Raw genomic sequence first — 13,923 nt, 5'->3', positions numbered from 1 at the left:
ACTTGGGTGTTTGCAACCTCGAAAAAACTGAATATGACCAATCCGGTAATTTGCGTGGAATGGCGGCGTCAGGGGCGCAAGAACACCTGCAAGCCCGCATGCGCCGGATGTTGCCATTTCGCAATGCTTGACGAGTTTGCACAATCGCGTCTCACCCTTTGGCAAGCGGCGGCAAAGAATATACGGTAACGGGTGTAAACGCGCGGATTTGCACCGATAAAAACGACAGGCGAAGGCATGAGCCTAAGAATACAAAACGACACCACCGGCCGGGCGCCGCGCATCCTTTTCTACAGCCACGATACGTTTGGATTGGGGCATCTGCGCAGATCGCGCGCTCTGGCCGCAGCCATCACGCAAGCCAACCCCGAGGCATCCGCCCTGATCCTGACCGGATCCCCCGTGGCAGGCCGCTTTACCTTTCCGCGCCGGGTTGACCATGTGCGTCTGCCGGGCGTAACAAAACGCGCCGATGGATCCTATGCCGCCCGGACGATCGGCATGGGCATCGAAGAGGTGACCGAACTGCGCTCGGGTTTGATCCAAACCGCCGTGCAGCAATTCGACCCCGATATGCTGATCGTCGATAAGGAACCTACCGGTTTTCGCGGTGAGCTGCTGCCGACGTTGGAAACACTGCTGCATTCGGAACGCACGAAACTGGTGCTGGGCTTGCGCGATGTGCTGGACGAGCCCGAGGTGTTGGCCGCCGAGTGGGAGCGGAAAGAGGCCCTGGCTGCGACCGAGCGTTTCTACGACGAAATCTGGGTCTATGGGCTTCGCTCGATTTATGACCCGACAAAGGGCCTGCCGCTCAGCCACGCGGCTCAATCGCGTATCCACTGGACGGGCTACCTGCGCCGTGATCTCGGCCCAGTCGGCGAACCGCCGGAACAGCCCTATATCCTGATCACACCGGGTGGCGGCGGTGACGGCAAGGCGATGGTGAACCTTGTGCTGTCGGCCTATGAGAATGACCCGACCCTTTCGCCGCGCGCGGTGCTGGTCTATGGCCCGTTCCTGTCGGGCGAGCTGCGCGAAGACTTCGAAGCCCGCGTTGCTGCGCTGAATGGGCGGGTAACGGCAGTCGGTTTTGAATCCCAGATCGAAACGCTGTTTGCCGGGGCCGCCGGGGTGGTCTGCATGGGGGGCTACAACACGTTTTGCGAGGTTCTGTCCTTTGACAAACGCGCCGTCATCGTGCCCCGCACGACGCCGCGACTGGAACAATGGATCCGTGCTTCACGTGCCGAAGGTCTGGGCCTTGTTCGGATGCTGGATGAGAACCGCGACGGGCTGACCCCGGATGCGATGATACAGGCAATCCGCAACCTTGCGCACCAGCCTCTTCCATCGGAGGCGATCCAAGGCGGACTTCTGGACGGGCTGGATTACGTCACCGACCGGGTCGATGCCCTGCTAAGCCGGGAACAGGAACGGGCCACCGGATGACAACGCCGCAGCCGAAACTGGCGGTGCTGGTCAAGGGATGGCCGCGCCTGTCCGAGACGTTCATCGCGCAGGAACTTGTCGCCTTGCAGGAGGCCGGGCACAGCTTTGATATCTGGTCCTTGCGCCATCCGACCGACATAAAGCAGCATCCCTTGCATGACCGGTTCCGGGGTCAGGTGCGCTACCTGCCCGAATACCTGTACGAAGAGCCGCAGCGCGTCTGGGCCGCACGCAGGATTGCACAAGCGCTGCCCGGATACGCCGAGGCCTACCGGGTCTGGCGAGCCGATCTGCGGCGTGACCCGACGCACAATCGCATTCGCCGCTTTGGTCAGGCCTGTGTCCTGGCCGCCGAATTGCCCAAGGCCACTAGGGTGATGTACGCGCATTTCATGCACACCCCGTCCTCAGTCGCACGCTACGCGGCCATCATGCGTGGCCTGCCGTGGAGCTTTTCAGCCCACGCCAAAGACATCTGGACCTCGCCCGATTGGGAAAAGACCGAGAAACTGCAGGAGCAGACCCACGGTGCCGCCTTTGGGGCGACCTGCACCGCCATCGGGGCCGACCATCTGCGCAGCCTAGCGGACGATCCGGCGCGGGTTGATCTGATCTATCACGGTTTGGATCTCGCCCGTTTCCCCGCCCCCCCGCACCGCCCCCAACGCGGCCCGGACGCACCGTTTCACATGCTGTCGGTCGGTCGTCTGGTCGAGAAAAAGGGGTTCGACCGGCTGATCGACGCTTTCGCCATGCTGCAGGACCCGCTGGACTGGCACTGGACCCATATTGGCGGCGGCTCACTCGGCGACACTCTTCGCGCCCGGGCCGAAGCTGCAGGCGTAACGCACCGGATCACATGGAAAGGCGCCTGTGACCAGCCCGAGGTGATCGAAGCGATGCGCGTATCCGACCTGTTCGTGCTGCCCAGCCGGATTGCCTCTGACGGGGACCGTGACGGTCTGCCCAATGTGCTGATGGAGGCCGCATCGCAACTCTTGCCGATCCTGTCGACACCTGTCTCTGCGATCCCTGAATTTATCGAAACGGGTATCCACGGCATCTTGTCCGACGACGACCCAGCCGCGCTGGCCTCGGCCATCACGGAAATGGCCGTCGCGCCCGACCAAACCGTATCAATGGCCACCGCCGCCTATGACCGCCTGATTGCCGAGTTCCGCATGGACCCGGGCATCGCCCGCCTGTCCGAACGGCTGCGCGCCTTGGGTGCGGACACGGTCTGATGGCAAGGGTTGCCTTTTACACACCAATGAAAGCCCCCGACAGCCCGGTACCGTCGGGCGACCGTGAGATGGCGCGCAATCTGATGCAGGCAATTGGAGCACAAGGGGATACGGTCCAGCTGGCCTCGCGGCTGCGCATCTATGACAAAGCCGGAAACGCACAGGTGCAGGCAGCATTGCACACCGAAGCACACGCTGAGGCCTTGCGCTTGATAGACGATCTGCCAGCGGACACGGCGCTGTGGGTGACCTATCACAACTATTACAAGGCACCGGATCTGCTGGGTCCGCGCATTTGCAAGGCGCGAAAAATCCCTTATGTCCAGCTGGAAAGCACCCGCGCGACCAGCCGCCTGACCGGTCCGTGGGCCGGGTTTGCCGAGGCAGCGCATGACGCCTGCGACGCGGCGCAGGTGATTTTCTACCACACCGCCAATGATCTGATAACCTTGGAACGGGAACGGTTCGGGGAACAGCGCCTTGTTGAACTGCCCCCTTTTCTACCCCTTTCAGACCTACCACCCGCCTCGACCTGCGATGGCCCGATGCTGACGGTGGGCATGATGCGGCAGGGTGACAAACTGGCGTCTTATACCCTGCTTGCTCAAACGCTTGCCCTCTTACCCGGCGATTGGGCACTGAACATCGCAGGCGACGGCCCCGCCCGACCAGAGGTTGAGGCGCTGATGGCCCCGTTTGGTTCAAAGGTCCGGTTTCTGGGGCAATGCGACCGAGATGTCCTGCAGGCTCACTACGCGAAGGCGTCCGTTCTGGTGTGGCCTGGCGTCAACGAGGCTTATGGGATGATCTATCTTGAAGCACAGGCATTCGGCGTGCCGGTCGTAGCTCAGGATCGGCCCGGCGTGCGGGATGTGTTAACCCCGTCTGAGTACCCCACCGTGGAGAAAGGGCCAGAAGGGCTGGCCGCGCGGCTACGCAACTTGCTTGATGACCGGATCCTCCGCCTGTCTCTGGGGTCCAAGGCTCGCAAACGGATGGCTGAACGCCATCTGATGCCAGCAGCCACTAATCGTTTCTGGCAAGCCGCCCGCCCGTTGTTGGAGGCCACCCGATGACCCGGCTGGCCCTGCTGCGGCATGGACACACACATTGGAACCGCGCGGGACGCATACAGGGACGCAGCGACATTCCGTTGGATGAGGACGCTCGGGCGGAACTGGCTGTCGCGCGCCTGCCCGAACCTTGGGAGGACGCAACCCTCTGGTCCAGCCCTTTGAAGCGGGCTAGTGAAACCGCCCGGTTGGTCGCCGGGCGCGAACCGCAGACATCCGATGCCCTGACCGAGATGAATTGGGGAGATTGGGAAGGCCTGCGCGGGGTCGATCTGATTGCCGACCCAAACAGCGGGTACCGCCATATCGAGGATTGGAGTTGGGAATACCGCCCCCCAAACGGTGAGACCCCGGCCGAGGTTTGGGCACGGCTAGAACCCTGGCTGAAAAGCCTGTCGGGCGACACAGTGGCGGTCTGCCACATCGGTATAATGCGGGTCATCCTCGCTCGTGCCTGGGGTTGGGATTTCGACGGCCTCGCCCCCTTCAAAATCAAGCGCAACCGCCTGTATATCGTTGATATGTCGAATATGACTCCCTTGCCGGAACCAATCCGCCTGATCAGGCCCGAGGTCTCTTCATGAAGGTCATGATCGTTGTGACTCACTTGTTGGGAACCGGGCATCTCAGCCGCGCGCTGACACTGGGCCGGGCCTTTCGACAGGCCGGGCATGAGACCTTTGTCGTCTCAGGCGGGATGCCGGCTCCGCAGCTGGGCAGTTCGGGCATAACGCTGCTGGGGCTGCCGCCGCTTCGCTCGGATGGCGCCGATTTTACCCGGCTGTTGACCCAGAGCGGTGATGTGGCAGACGCGGACTATCTGGCAGCACGCCAAACCGCATTGGTGAAAGCTGTCCAGAGTTTTGAACCGGACATTCTGATCACCGAGTTGTTCCCCTTTGGCCGCAGGTCATTGGCTTCCGAATTCACCGCAGCGCTGGAGGCCGCCCACGCCCTGCCACGCCGTCCGGTTGTTCTGGGATCGATTAGGGACATCCTTGCGCCGCCTTCTAAACCATCAAAAGCGGAACGCGCGGAAGAGATCGTATGCGGGTTTTATAACGGTATCCTCGTCCACTCCGACCCCGAAGTTGTTCCGCTGAACGTCAGCTGGCCGGTCACTGACCGGCTGCGCGAGAAGTTGTTCTATACCGACTTTGTCGCCCCCGACGCCCCTGAACCGCACCCCGCCGAGATTGGGGAAGGCGAGATTGTGGTGAGCGCAGGCGGTGGTTCGGTAGGCCAGCCGATCTTTCGCGCGGCCATCGAGGCCGCCCAAAAGATGCCTAACAGGCGCTGGCGTCTGTTGGTGGGCGGACAAGACGCGCCCGCACGCATCGACCAATTGCAACAGCTAGTTGGTGATACTCCGGTCACCCTGGAACCCGTACGCCCCGACTTCCGGCAAATGCTGCCCCTCGCTGCGGCTTCGGTCAGTATGTGTGGCTACAACACCGCGCTGGACATCCTGCAATCCGGGACACCCGCCGTGTTTGTGCCGTTCGACGATGGCAACGAGGTCGAGCAGAGCCTGCGAGGGCGAAGCCTGTCGGACTTGCCCGCTATCGAGGTGTTGCCAAGCAAAAAACTTGACGGCGCGGCTTTGGCGCAAGCCGTCGCCAATGTCATCTCCGAAGGCCCTCGCCCGGTTTCCTCTAAGGGCTTTGATGGCGCTGCTAAGTCAGTTGAAATCGCATGTTCCTTGAGGGAGCACACATGAGCATTAATTGGCGGCCATTGGAAACCGAGCTGGACGTCTGGCAGGCCCAAGGTCTGACCCTGCCCCTTTGGTGGCGGGATGATGACGCGGTCTCAGCAACGCCGCAACTTGAGACACTGTCCGTGCTGTCCCGCTCTCTCAACCTGCCTGTCCATCTTGCGATCATCCCGCGCGATGCCGATGCCGGGTTAGTGGAGTATGTCGGACAACGCGACACACTGATCCCGGTTGTACATGGCTGGGCGCATCAAAACCACGCGCCGCCAGAAGAGAAGAAGTCCGAATTCCGGCTGCACAGACCAATGCCGGATATCCTTGCCGATGCGCGCTCGGGTTTTGATCGTTTGAACTCGTCGTTCGGAGAAAGGCTGTGCCCGATCTTTGTCCCTCCCTGGAACCGGATCGCGCCAGAGGTGGTGCTTGAATTGCCCGCCCTGGGTTACCGCGTCATCTCAACAGCTACTCCGCGCAAGATGAGAAAGCCCGCGCCTGGGTTGGAACAGGTCAATACTCATCTCGACCCGATTGATTGGCGGGGAACGCGGGGGCTGGTTGCCCCTGACAAATTGATTGCCCGGACGGCCGACTTTTTGAAGGACCGGCGCGAAGGGCGGGCTGACAATTCCGAACCTTTCGGCGTTTTGACTCATCATCTGGTCCATAATCCCGACATCTGGACCTTTACCGAAGCCCTGCTGCACAGGCTTCTGGATGGCCCCGGTTTTGCCTGGGCCTTGCCTGCCACCACATCAACCGGAGACCCCGAATGAGCCGACTGGATTCCATGCTGCGCCGCCTGACAGCGCAACGAGACGGGCTGAACTGGGCCGTCGCTCAGATCAGCGAGACCGAAGGCGACGTTCTGGATATGGGGCTGGGCAACGGCCGCACCTATGATCACCTGCGAGAGATTCTGCCCGAGCGGCGTATCTGGGTAATGGACCGGGTGCTGCAATGCCATCCGTCCAGCACTCCTCCGGCCGAGGATTTCCTGCAGGGCGAAGCCGAACCCATGCTGGAGAAATTGGCCGCTGGCGGGGCCAGGATCGCGATGGCGCACTACGATTTTGGGCGTGGCATTAAGGAAGAAGACGTGGCCGAAGCGGCGCGCCTCAGCCCTCTGATCGCGCAGGTGATGCGGCCCGGCGGAATGCTGATTTCTGGGCAACCCCTGGTGGGGTTCGAACAGATCAGTGGCCCGGACACTATCGCGCCGGACCGGTATCTGTTCTATCGCGCCTGATCAGGCAACGCGCCGGCCACGTGACCAAACACCGTTCAGTGCGGGCGCTCCTTCGCGCATACAGAAGCGAATTATGTCCGCACGGGCGCCTTGGCGTAGCTCTCCACGATCTGCCAGCCCGACAACGCGCGCCGGGGTCTGGGTCACCGTTCGCAGGCCACGCGCCATGTCGCCCCATGTTTCGCCCAGACGAGTGGCTGACAGTAGCAGCGCAGCGGGAACATAATCCGACGATAGGATATCCAGATGGCCCAGATCGGCCAGTTCCTGTGCCGCAACGTTGCCCGAATGCGATCCGCCACGGATCACATTGGGTGCCCCCATCATCACCTTGATGCCGTGATCGTGACAGGCCCGGGCAGCCTCGACCGTGGTTGGGAACTCAGCCAACCGAATGCCATGACCAGCCGACACCGCCACCTGTTCCTGCGTGGTATCATCGTGGCTGGCCAACATTGCACCGAAACGCTGGGCGGCCTTGACCGTTTCAACCTCATGTCGGTCGCCATACCGATCCCGCAACGCCTTGAGCTGCGCGACATGCTGTAGGAAATCGTCATCGGTCATGCCGTGCTTGCCCTTCATGTAGGCTTCAAGCTGCGACATATCCCGGAACTGACGCTGACCGGGCGTGTGGTCCATCAATGACACCAGCCCGACGCGATCTTCGGGCCCGAACTCATCCAACTCAGCCACCAGAGTTTCCGAACAGACTTCGGCACGCAGGTGCAGGAAGTGGCTGATCTTCAGCGCATCCTGTTCACGCAGCTCCCACAACTCACGCGAAAGATCGCGGGCATATTTCTTGTACCGATTGCCGCTGGGGATCGAGCCGATACGCATCGCATCGAAGACGGTCGTAATCCCGGTGCTGGCCAGTTCGGCGTCATGGGCTAGAATCGCTGCCGCGTGGGGCCAGTCGACCTTGGGGCGTGGCTGGATATGGCGCTCCAGATTGTCCGTGTGCAGTTCAACTAGCCCAGGGCTGACATAGTCGCCGCCGCAATCGACCGCCCCCGATGGAACTGTGGTGCCTGGGGCGATCTCGGCGATGGTTTCGCCCACAATCCGCACGCTGCCGGTTACGGTCTCATCCGGCAGGACAAGCGTGGCATTGGCAAGGATCATTTCTTCTGTCATCTGAACTTCACACAGTCTGAGCTATTGGGAAGGCCACGCATAGGAGGCCAATGTGACATTCACGCGATACGCGATCTATTTTTCGCCGCCAGCCGAGGCTGAATGGGTGAAATTCGCCACCAGCTGGCTGGGTTGGGACACGGAAACCGGCGAAGACGTCGAGCATCCGTCGGTCGATGGCGTGGACGTTGCAGCCGTTAGCGAGGTGCCGCGCAAATACGGGCTGCACGCGACGATGAAACCACCCTTCCGGCTGCGCGACGGACAGTCGGTGGATGCGCTGGCCGAGGCTTGCATGCGGCTTGCGCAATCGCAGCCTCCGGTCACGCTGGACGGGCTGGAAATCGCCCGCCTCGGCCGGTTTCTGGCACTGCGTCCACTGGGGGATGAAACCGCGCTGAACACGCTGGCCGCCGCATGTGTGCGCGATCTGGACAGCTTTCGCGCGCCCGCGCCCGAGGCCGAACTGGAACGTCGCCGCGCCGCCGGTCTGTCGCCCGAACAGGACGCCAATTTGGTACAGTGGGGCTATCCTTATGTGATGGAGGCCTTCCGCTTTCACATCACCCTCAGCGGCAAGCTGGGTAAGCCGACACTGGCAACAGTTCAGGACGCCCTGCAAACGCGGCTTGCGCCTTTGTTGCCCGCCCCTTTCCGGATCACCGATCTGGCCCTTGTGGGTGAGGCAGAGGACGGGCGTTTTCACCTGATCCATCGCTACGCCCTTTCCGGTTGAAGCTGTGACAGGATGGCGGCAATTGTCGCCTCCAACGACCCCGAGTTGTCAACCTCGATGACCCGCGCCAGATCCTCGGGCAAAGGGGTCGTTGCCCGCGCCAGCCGCCGCGCTTGTTCCTGCCCGCACTCACGGGCCCGCGCGGACAGACGCTGGGCCAGAACGTCCGGATCGGCGGTCAAAGAGACCACGATCATTTCACCAAACACCTCTTGCGCCTGCAGCAGGACCGAGCGGGACAGGTTCACCAGAACCGCATCCGACTGATGCCGCAGATCGCCAATTGCATTGGGCACCCCATAAAGCAACCCATGTGCGGGCCAATGCAGCGCAAAGGCGCCCTCGGCCACCATTTGCTGAAAGACTTCAACCGATACCCGGTCGAAATCTTCGCCTTCTTCGCCTTCGGGGCGGGTGATCACTCGACGCACCCTGACAATACCCGGCGCGCGGGCCTCCAGCGCCTCCATCACGCTGTCCTTGCCAACACCCGAGGGACCAACAACCGCTATGACCGGCGCAAGGCTCATGCTGCTACTCCGGGCGTGAAATCCGAGACGTTGATCTCACGATCACAGACCCGTTCACGCGCTCCAACGTCATGGAAAATACCCACAATCGCAGCGCCGCGCGCCTTGGCTTCTTCGATCAGCGACAGCACCGTTTCCCGGTTCTGGACATCCAGCGAGGCTGTGGGTTCATCGAGTAACATCGCCGGGTAGTCATGCGCAAAGCCCCGGGCGATGTTCACCCGCTGCTGCTCACCGCCCGAAAAGGTTGTAGGGCTCAGCGACCACAGACGTTCCGGAATGTTCAGTCGCGCCAGCAAACTCGCCGCCTTGTTCAGCGCTGCCTGACGGTCGCACCCGATGGCCAACAATGGCTCAGCAACAACGTCCAGCGTTGGCACTCGGGGCACTACGCGCAGGAACTGGCTGACATAGCCCAGCGTCTCGCGGCGCAGCGCCAGAATCTCGCGCGGCTCGGCCTGTGCAACATCCAAACCACCGACCAGAACCTGCCCGGACGCTGCCAAATAGTTGCCGTAGATCACCCGCATCAAGGTGGACTTGCCTGCCCCCGACGCACCCGTAAGCGCCACACATTCACCGGGTGCGACCTTCAGCGAGGCCCGCTCCATCACCGGGATCACCGCACTACCCTGATTGTGCAGGGTAAAACTCTTGCTGACATCCTTAAGCTCAATCATCGTATTCACCTTCAGACCTGTAGAACACTGGAGACAAGCAACTGCGTATAAGAGTGTTGCGGGTCGTCCAGCACCTGATCGGTCAAACCTGCCTCAACCACGTGACCGTCCTTCATCACCATCAGCCGGTCCGCCAGCAGGCGCACAACGGCCAGGTCATGAGTAACGATGATGGCGCTCAGCCCCATCTCACGCACCAAGCCGCGCAACAGATCCAGCAGCCGGGCCTGAACCGAGACATCTAGCCCGCCCGTCGGTTCATCCATGAACACCAGCCGAGGCCCGGTCACCAGATTACGCGCGATCTGCAAGCGTTGCTGCATCCCGCCCGAAAACGCCGTCGGACGGTCATCCACACGGGCGCCGTCGATCTCGACCCGGCCCAACCAGTCAATCGCCCGATCTCGGATCTGGCCATAGTGACGGTCGCCAACGGCCATTAGCCTCTCACCGATATTGCCGCCTGCACTCACCGACATCCGCAGGCCATCGCGGGCATGCTGGTGGACAAAAGCCCAATCAGTACGGCCCAGCATCCGCCGTTCAGGCTCTGACATGGTTACTGTATCCACCGGACCATCGGTGCGCGTATCAAATACCACCTGCCCGGCGTCGGGCTCCAAATGCCCCGCAAGACAGTTCAACAAGGTTGATTTGCCAGAACCGCTTTCACCGACGATGCCCATCACTTCGCCGGGGTAGAGATCAAAGCTGACATTCGCACAGCCGATCCGCGCGCCATACCGCTTTTCGATGCCATTGACCTGCAACAACGGGGTCATGCCGCATCCTCCTTGCTCAAGCGTCCTTCGTGACCCTGCGCGCGGCGGGACCGGCAGTAATCGGTGTCGGAACAAACAAACATCCGGTTTCCCGCGTCATCCATAATCACCTCGTCCAGATAGCTGTCCTCGGCCCCGCACAGATCGCAGGGATGGTCGGCCTTGGTGGCCTCAAACGGGTAATCCTCGAAATCCAGGCTGACGACCTGAGTATGCGGCGGCACCGCGTAGATGCGCTGTTCCCGCCCGGCCCCAAACAGCTGGATTGCTTCCATCTCAAGCTTGGGGTTGTCGAATTTCGGGATCGGAGACGGGTCCATCACATACCGACCCGACACTTTCACCGGATAAGCATATGAGGTCGAAATCGCGCCGTGCTGGCTGATGTCTTCGTACAGTTTTACATGCATAAGCCCGTATTCCTCAAGGCTGTGCATCTTACGCGTCTCGGTTTCACGCGGTTCCAGAAACCGCAGCGGTTCCGGGATCGGCACCTGATAGACCAGAATCTGATCCTCGGTCAGCATTGCTTCGGGGATGCGGTGACGGGTCTGGATGACTGTTGCCTTCTCGGTTTCCTCAGTGGTTTCAACCCCGGCGGTGTTTTCAAAGAACTTGCGGATCGAAACGGCATTGGTGGTGTCATCCGCGCCTTGATCGATCACCTTGAACGTATCATCCGGTGTCAGCGTCGCGGCCGAGACCTGCACCCCTCCGGTGCCCCAGCCATAGGGCATCGGCATCTCACGACTGGCAAATGGCACCTGGTATCCGGGCACGGCCAACCCTTTCAGGATGGCTCGGCGGATCATCCGCTTGGTTTGCTCGTCCAAATATGCAAAATTATACTCATTCATTTTTGTATCACTTTGTTTTTATTGGTGTTGACGTGGACATATTCCTGAGTTGTTTGTTCTTTTTTTCCGTTATGATCTATTTCGCTTGGCGACGGGTTCATTTGCACCGACGCCGCCGCGCTATGGGTCGTGATAAAACCGCCCAGTGGAGCGCAATCGAGCCATCGCCCGACAGTTTTGTTTCCCCTGAAAAGCCAATCAAAGGTTCCGATCGGCAACATTTCGCTTACGGAAACAAAGGGGCGCACTAACATCTCTGACGTCATTCCGCCGCCTCCTTCGGTGTGATCCGTTCCTCGGCCTCGCGGCGCAGCTTGCGGACCAGTTCCAGCTCGGACTGGAAATCCACGTAATGCGGCAGCTTGATGTGTTCGAGGAACCCGGTGGCCTGAATGTTGTCGGCGTGGCTCAGAACGAATTCTTCATCCTGCGCGGGGGCACCCAGATTATCCTCGCCCAGTTCTTCCCAGCGCAGCGCGCGATCGACCAGAGCCATGGCGATGGACTTGCGTTCCGATTGGCCAAAGACCAGCCCATAGCCGCGTGTGAACTGAGGTGGTTCGGTCTTTGAGCCTTTGAACTGGTTGACTGTCTCGCATTCGGTCACTTCGACCTCACCAATCTCGATGGCGAAGCCCAGTTCGGGGATTTCCATTTCAACCGCAGCCTTGCCGATGCGCAACTCGCCGACAAAGGCATGGTTGCGGGCATAGCCGCGCTGGGTCGAATAGGCCATGCCCAGCACAAACCCTTCATCCCCTCGGGTCAGCGACTGCAAGCGCAAGGGTCGACCGGCCGGGAACTCCATCGGTTCACGGGTCAAATCTCCCGGGGTTTCATCGTTGGCAGGTTCGTCCTGAATGATGTCCTCGCCCTTGAGGAACTCGGTGATATGCGGCGTCGGCTCTGTGCGCGGCTGTGCTTCGGGTGCGGCAGGAGCTTCACCCTCGGCGGCCAGTTTGAAATCCAGCAGGCGGTGTGTGTAGTCGAAGGTCGGCCCCAGCACCTGCCCGCCCGGCGCATCCTTGAACGTGGCTGAGATACGGCGGTCACAGGTCATCTCACCGGTTTCCACCGGGTTAGAATAGCCGAACCGGGGCAAAGTTGTGCGATAAGCGCGGATCAAAAAGATCGCCTCGATCAGGTCCCCACGCGCCTGCTTGATTGCCAGCGCTGCCAAGTCCGGATCGTACAGTGACCCTTCGGCCATCACCCGGTTCACTGCAAGCGAGAGCTGTTCGCGGATTTGCGCGATGCTCAACTCGGCAATATCGGTTGATCCGCGGCGCTCTTCGGCCAGCCAAGCATGAGCGTTTTCGATGGCCTTTTCACCACCTTTGACAGCTACGTACATCGTCTAATCCTCCGCCTTGATCTGCGTGCTGCGTGGCAAGGCCGCGAGCTTGTCGCCGCATGTGAAGAAGAAGTCGCAGCCCAATGGATATTGCGCCGCGTTCGCCTGAAGAGCGGGTACGTCCGGCAGAGAAAGATGCGCGGTGTCTTTGATCCCCGGGCCGGTCAATTCCGCGCCTTTTTGTTGCAGGTCTTCGCATGCAACAATCAGTGTGGACGAGCGATCAGGATATTCTGGCGTCCCTATACGGTATTGGGACAGCGGCCCAAGGGCCTCCCACGTCCCGACGGCAAAATCCGCCTCGGACGCATCAGCGATTGGTGCGCCAGTATGGAAGGTCAGCCATTGGCGTACGGCATTTGTGTCCAAGTCACCCGCCAGATGCACACGCGTATCCGGATCACATAGCGTCAGCAGCAGGGTTCCAGCTGCCACAGACAAGGGTGCTGGCGGTTGGGCACCTGAGATCGTGCGAATCTGACCCGGCCGTGCCATGACTGTCATCGCAGCACGGAAGGCGCGGGCCGCATCGATCGGTGCATTTTCAAATCCGCCCGAGAATTGGGTCTGCGCGTTCATCAATCCTCTCCCCGAACCAGCGTAAAGAATTCAACCTTCGTGGCGGCGGCTTTCGCAGCGCGGACCGTCTTGGCTTCCTGCATCTGCTGGCTAAGCGCTGCGATCACCTGGGCACGAATGTCTCCGGCTGCATCGGTCTGCATCAGCGCGTCGATCAGTGCTGCGGCCTCAGCCTTGCGCTTTGACCGTCCTTGCACATAGCCATGCCCGATCGTTCCATCCGTCAGCACCAGCGAACACCGCGTGACGGTCATTTCTCCAAGATTGAAGGGCGCGCCTGTGCTGCCTGTGCGACCTCGCACCATGACGCCGCCAACCTCAGGGCTGCGAAGCCAATTAAAACTTGGGGGCGTACCAATCTCGCCCCATAAATCCATCAGCGCCCTCTCGGGGGCACGAGCCAGCAGGCCCATCCACTCTTTGCGCGTGGCGATTGCAATATCTTGAATATCCGCCATCAAAACCTCTTGGCCGGGTTGTCTATGTGAACTATACAACTAGACAAATATTACACCCCAACGATGAGTCCCGCA

General features: G+C 60.8%; 17 protein-coding genes. 8 read left to right on the top strand and 9 right to left on the bottom strand.

Annotated elements, in window-relative coordinates:
• The first annotated feature begins 237 nt into the window (after positions 1–237).
• From ACXAGD_RS03190 to ACXAGD_RS03160, 7 genes are read left to right on the top strand one after another with little or no spacing between them, the layout of a single operon-like run.
• Positions 238–1,452: a glycosyltransferase family protein gene (locus ACXAGD_RS03190; RefSeq protein ID WP_475208446.1), complete on the top strand. Its 1,215-nt coding sequence runs from the start codon at positions 238–240 to the stop codon at positions 1,450–1,452.
• Positions 1,449–2,696 carry a glycosyltransferase family 4 protein gene (locus ACXAGD_RS03185; RefSeq protein WP_475208445.1) on the top strand — a complete coding sequence of 416 codons (1,248 nt, stop codon included), beginning with the start codon at positions 1,449–1,451 and terminating at the stop codon, positions 2,694–2,696. The genes ACXAGD_RS03190 and ACXAGD_RS03185 overlap by 4 nt, the downstream gene beginning before the upstream one ends.
• A complete protein-coding gene (locus ACXAGD_RS03180; protein ID WP_475208443.1) occupies positions 2,696–3,772 on the top strand; it encodes a glycosyltransferase family 4 protein in 1,077 nt (358 codons plus the stop codon). Before ACXAGD_RS03185 ends, ACXAGD_RS03180 begins: the two co-directional genes overlap by 1 nt.
• Positions 3,769–4,353: a histidine phosphatase family protein gene (locus tag ACXAGD_RS03175; protein WP_475208442.1), complete on the top strand. Its 585-nt coding sequence runs from the start codon at positions 3,769–3,771 to the stop codon at positions 4,351–4,353. The genes ACXAGD_RS03180 and ACXAGD_RS03175 overlap by 4 nt, the downstream gene beginning before the upstream one ends.
• Positions 4,350–5,489, top strand: coding sequence for a glycosyltransferase family protein (locus ACXAGD_RS03170; protein ID WP_475208441.1), 1,140 nt, complete (start codon positions 4,350–4,352; stop codon positions 5,487–5,489). Before ACXAGD_RS03175 ends, ACXAGD_RS03170 begins: the two co-directional genes overlap by 4 nt.
• Complete coding sequence (locus ACXAGD_RS03165; protein WP_475208439.1) at positions 5,486–6,259, top strand: polysaccharide deacetylase family protein; 774 nt, start codon at positions 5,486–5,488, stop codon at positions 6,257–6,259. Before ACXAGD_RS03170 ends, ACXAGD_RS03165 begins: the two co-directional genes overlap by 4 nt.
• Complete coding sequence (locus tag ACXAGD_RS03160; RefSeq protein WP_475208438.1) at positions 6,256–6,732, top strand: class I SAM-dependent methyltransferase; 477 nt, start codon at positions 6,256–6,258, stop codon at positions 6,730–6,732. The genes ACXAGD_RS03165 and ACXAGD_RS03160 overlap by 4 nt, the downstream gene beginning before the upstream one ends.
• Here ACXAGD_RS03160 and ACXAGD_RS03155 read toward each other — a convergent pair whose 3' ends face one another.
• A complete protein-coding gene (locus ACXAGD_RS03155; protein ID WP_475208437.1) occupies positions 6,733–7,872 on the bottom strand; it encodes an alpha-D-ribose 1-methylphosphonate 5-triphosphate diphosphatase in 1,140 nt (379 codons plus the stop codon).
• Positions 7,873–7,924: 52 nt separating this feature from the next.
• Here ACXAGD_RS03155 and ACXAGD_RS03150 point away from each other — a divergent pair, with 52 nt between their 5' ends.
• Complete coding sequence (locus ACXAGD_RS03150; RefSeq protein WP_475208436.1) at positions 7,925–8,608, top strand: DUF1045 domain-containing protein; 684 nt, start codon at positions 7,925–7,927, stop codon at positions 8,606–8,608.
• On the opposite strand, the gene phnN is transcribed toward ACXAGD_RS03150, so the two are convergent.
• The 8 genes from phnN to phnG are packed head-to-tail and all read right to left on the bottom strand — an operon-like array spanning position 8,590 to position 13,848.
• Positions 8,590–9,138 carry a phosphonate metabolism protein/1,5-bisphosphokinase (PRPP-forming) PhnN gene (gene phnN, locus ACXAGD_RS03145; RefSeq protein WP_475208435.1) on the bottom strand — a complete coding sequence of 183 codons (549 nt, stop codon included), beginning with the start codon at positions 9,136–9,138 and terminating at the stop codon, positions 8,590–8,592. The two genes, ACXAGD_RS03150 and phnN, sit on opposite strands and share 19 nt — an antisense overlap.
• Positions 9,135–9,818 carry a phosphonate C-P lyase system protein PhnL gene (gene phnL / locus ACXAGD_RS03140; RefSeq protein ID WP_475208434.1) on the bottom strand — a complete coding sequence of 228 codons (684 nt, stop codon included), beginning with the start codon at positions 9,816–9,818 and terminating at the stop codon, positions 9,135–9,137. Before phnL ends, phnN begins: the two co-directional genes overlap by 4 nt.
• An 11-nt stretch (positions 9,819–9,829) precedes the next feature.
• The gene (gene phnK, locus ACXAGD_RS03135) at positions 9,830–10,600 is read right to left on the bottom strand and encodes a phosphonate C-P lyase system protein PhnK (RefSeq protein WP_475208432.1); all 771 of its coding nucleotides are present in this window, start codon (positions 10,598–10,600) and stop codon (positions 9,830–9,832) included.
• Complete coding sequence (locus ACXAGD_RS03130) at positions 10,597–11,457, bottom strand: alpha-D-ribose 1-methylphosphonate 5-phosphate C-P-lyase PhnJ (protein WP_475208431.1); 861 nt, start codon at positions 11,455–11,457, stop codon at positions 10,597–10,599. Before ACXAGD_RS03130 ends, phnK begins: the two co-directional genes overlap by 4 nt.
• On the bottom strand, positions 11,454–11,723 hold the full coding sequence (locus tag ACXAGD_RS03125; RefSeq protein ID WP_475208429.1) for a hypothetical protein: 270 nt from the start codon (positions 11,721–11,723) through the stop codon (positions 11,454–11,456). The genes ACXAGD_RS03130 and ACXAGD_RS03125 overlap by 4 nt, the downstream gene beginning before the upstream one ends.
• Positions 11,720–12,811, bottom strand: a complete 1,092-nt coding sequence (locus tag ACXAGD_RS03120) for a carbon-phosphorus lyase complex subunit (RefSeq protein ID WP_475208428.1) — start codon at positions 12,809–12,811, stop codon at positions 11,720–11,722. The genes ACXAGD_RS03125 and ACXAGD_RS03120 overlap by 4 nt, the downstream gene beginning before the upstream one ends.
• Before the next feature lie 3 nt (positions 12,812–12,814).
• Complete coding sequence (gene phnH / locus ACXAGD_RS03115; protein WP_475208426.1) at positions 12,815–13,390, bottom strand: phosphonate C-P lyase system protein PhnH; 576 nt, start codon at positions 13,388–13,390, stop codon at positions 12,815–12,817.
• Complete coding sequence (gene phnG, locus ACXAGD_RS03110; RefSeq protein ID WP_475208424.1) at positions 13,390–13,848, bottom strand: phosphonate C-P lyase system protein PhnG; 459 nt, start codon at positions 13,846–13,848, stop codon at positions 13,390–13,392. Before phnG ends, phnH begins: the two co-directional genes overlap by 1 nt.
• Positions 13,849–13,923: the final 75 nt, after the last annotated feature.

This window comes from Ruegeria sp. ABF4_144 (assembly GCF_056160045.1).
The sequence above is the reverse complement of the archived record's forward strand: the minus strand, read 5'-3'. Positions and strand labels throughout refer to the sequence as shown.

Excerpts from the sequence above, each read along its gene's own strand:
- phnG (WP_475208424.1), bottom strand. The coding sequence starts at position 13,848 with ATGGCGGATATTCAAGATATTGCAATCGCCACGCGCAAAGAGTGGATG.
- ACXAGD_RS03120 (WP_475208428.1), bottom strand. The coding sequence starts at position 12,811 with ATGTACGTAGCTGTCAAAGGTGGTGAAAAGGCCATCGAAAACGCTCAT.
- ACXAGD_RS03185 (WP_475208445.1), top strand. The coding sequence starts at position 1,449 with ATGACAACGCCGCAGCCGAAACTGGCGGTGCTGGTCAAGGGATGGCCG.
- ACXAGD_RS03155 (WP_475208437.1), bottom strand. The coding sequence starts at position 7,872 with ATGACAGAAGAAATGATCCTTGCCAATGCCACGCTTGTCCTGCCGGAT.
- ACXAGD_RS03125 (WP_475208429.1), bottom strand. The coding sequence starts at position 11,723 with ATGACGTCAGAGATGTTAGTGCGCCCCTTTGTTTCCGTAAGCGAAATG.
- ACXAGD_RS03190 (WP_475208446.1), top strand. The coding sequence starts at position 238 with ATGAGCCTAAGAATACAAAACGACACCACCGGCCGGGCGCCGCGCATC.
- ACXAGD_RS03130 (WP_475208431.1), bottom strand. The coding sequence starts at position 11,457 with ATGAATGAGTATAATTTTGCATATTTGGACGAGCAAACCAAGCGGATG.
- phnN (WP_475208435.1), bottom strand. The coding sequence starts at position 9,138 with ATGAGCCTTGCGCCGGTCATAGCGGTTGTTGGTCCCTCGGGTGTTGGC.
- ACXAGD_RS03160 (WP_475208438.1), top strand. The coding sequence starts at position 6,256 with ATGAGCCGACTGGATTCCATGCTGCGCCGCCTGACAGCGCAACGAGAC.
- phnK (WP_475208432.1), bottom strand. The coding sequence starts at position 10,600 with ATGACCCCGTTGTTGCAGGTCAATGGCATCGAAAAGCGGTATGGCGCG.
- ACXAGD_RS03180 (WP_475208443.1), top strand. The coding sequence starts at position 2,696 with ATGGCAAGGGTTGCCTTTTACACACCAATGAAAGCCCCCGACAGCCCG.
- phnH (WP_475208426.1), bottom strand. The coding sequence starts at position 13,390 with ATGAACGCGCAGACCCAATTCTCGGGCGGATTTGAAAATGCACCGATC.
- phnL (WP_475208434.1), bottom strand. The coding sequence starts at position 9,818 with ATGATTGAGCTTAAGGATGTCAGCAAGAGTTTTACCCTGCACAATCAG.
- ACXAGD_RS03175 (WP_475208442.1), top strand. The coding sequence starts at position 3,769 with ATGACCCGGCTGGCCCTGCTGCGGCATGGACACACACATTGGAACCGC.
- ACXAGD_RS03165 (WP_475208439.1), top strand. The coding sequence starts at position 5,486 with ATGAGCATTAATTGGCGGCCATTGGAAACCGAGCTGGACGTCTGGCAG.
- ACXAGD_RS03170 (WP_475208441.1), top strand. The coding sequence starts at position 4,350 with ATGAAGGTCATGATCGTTGTGACTCACTTGTTGGGAACCGGGCATCTC.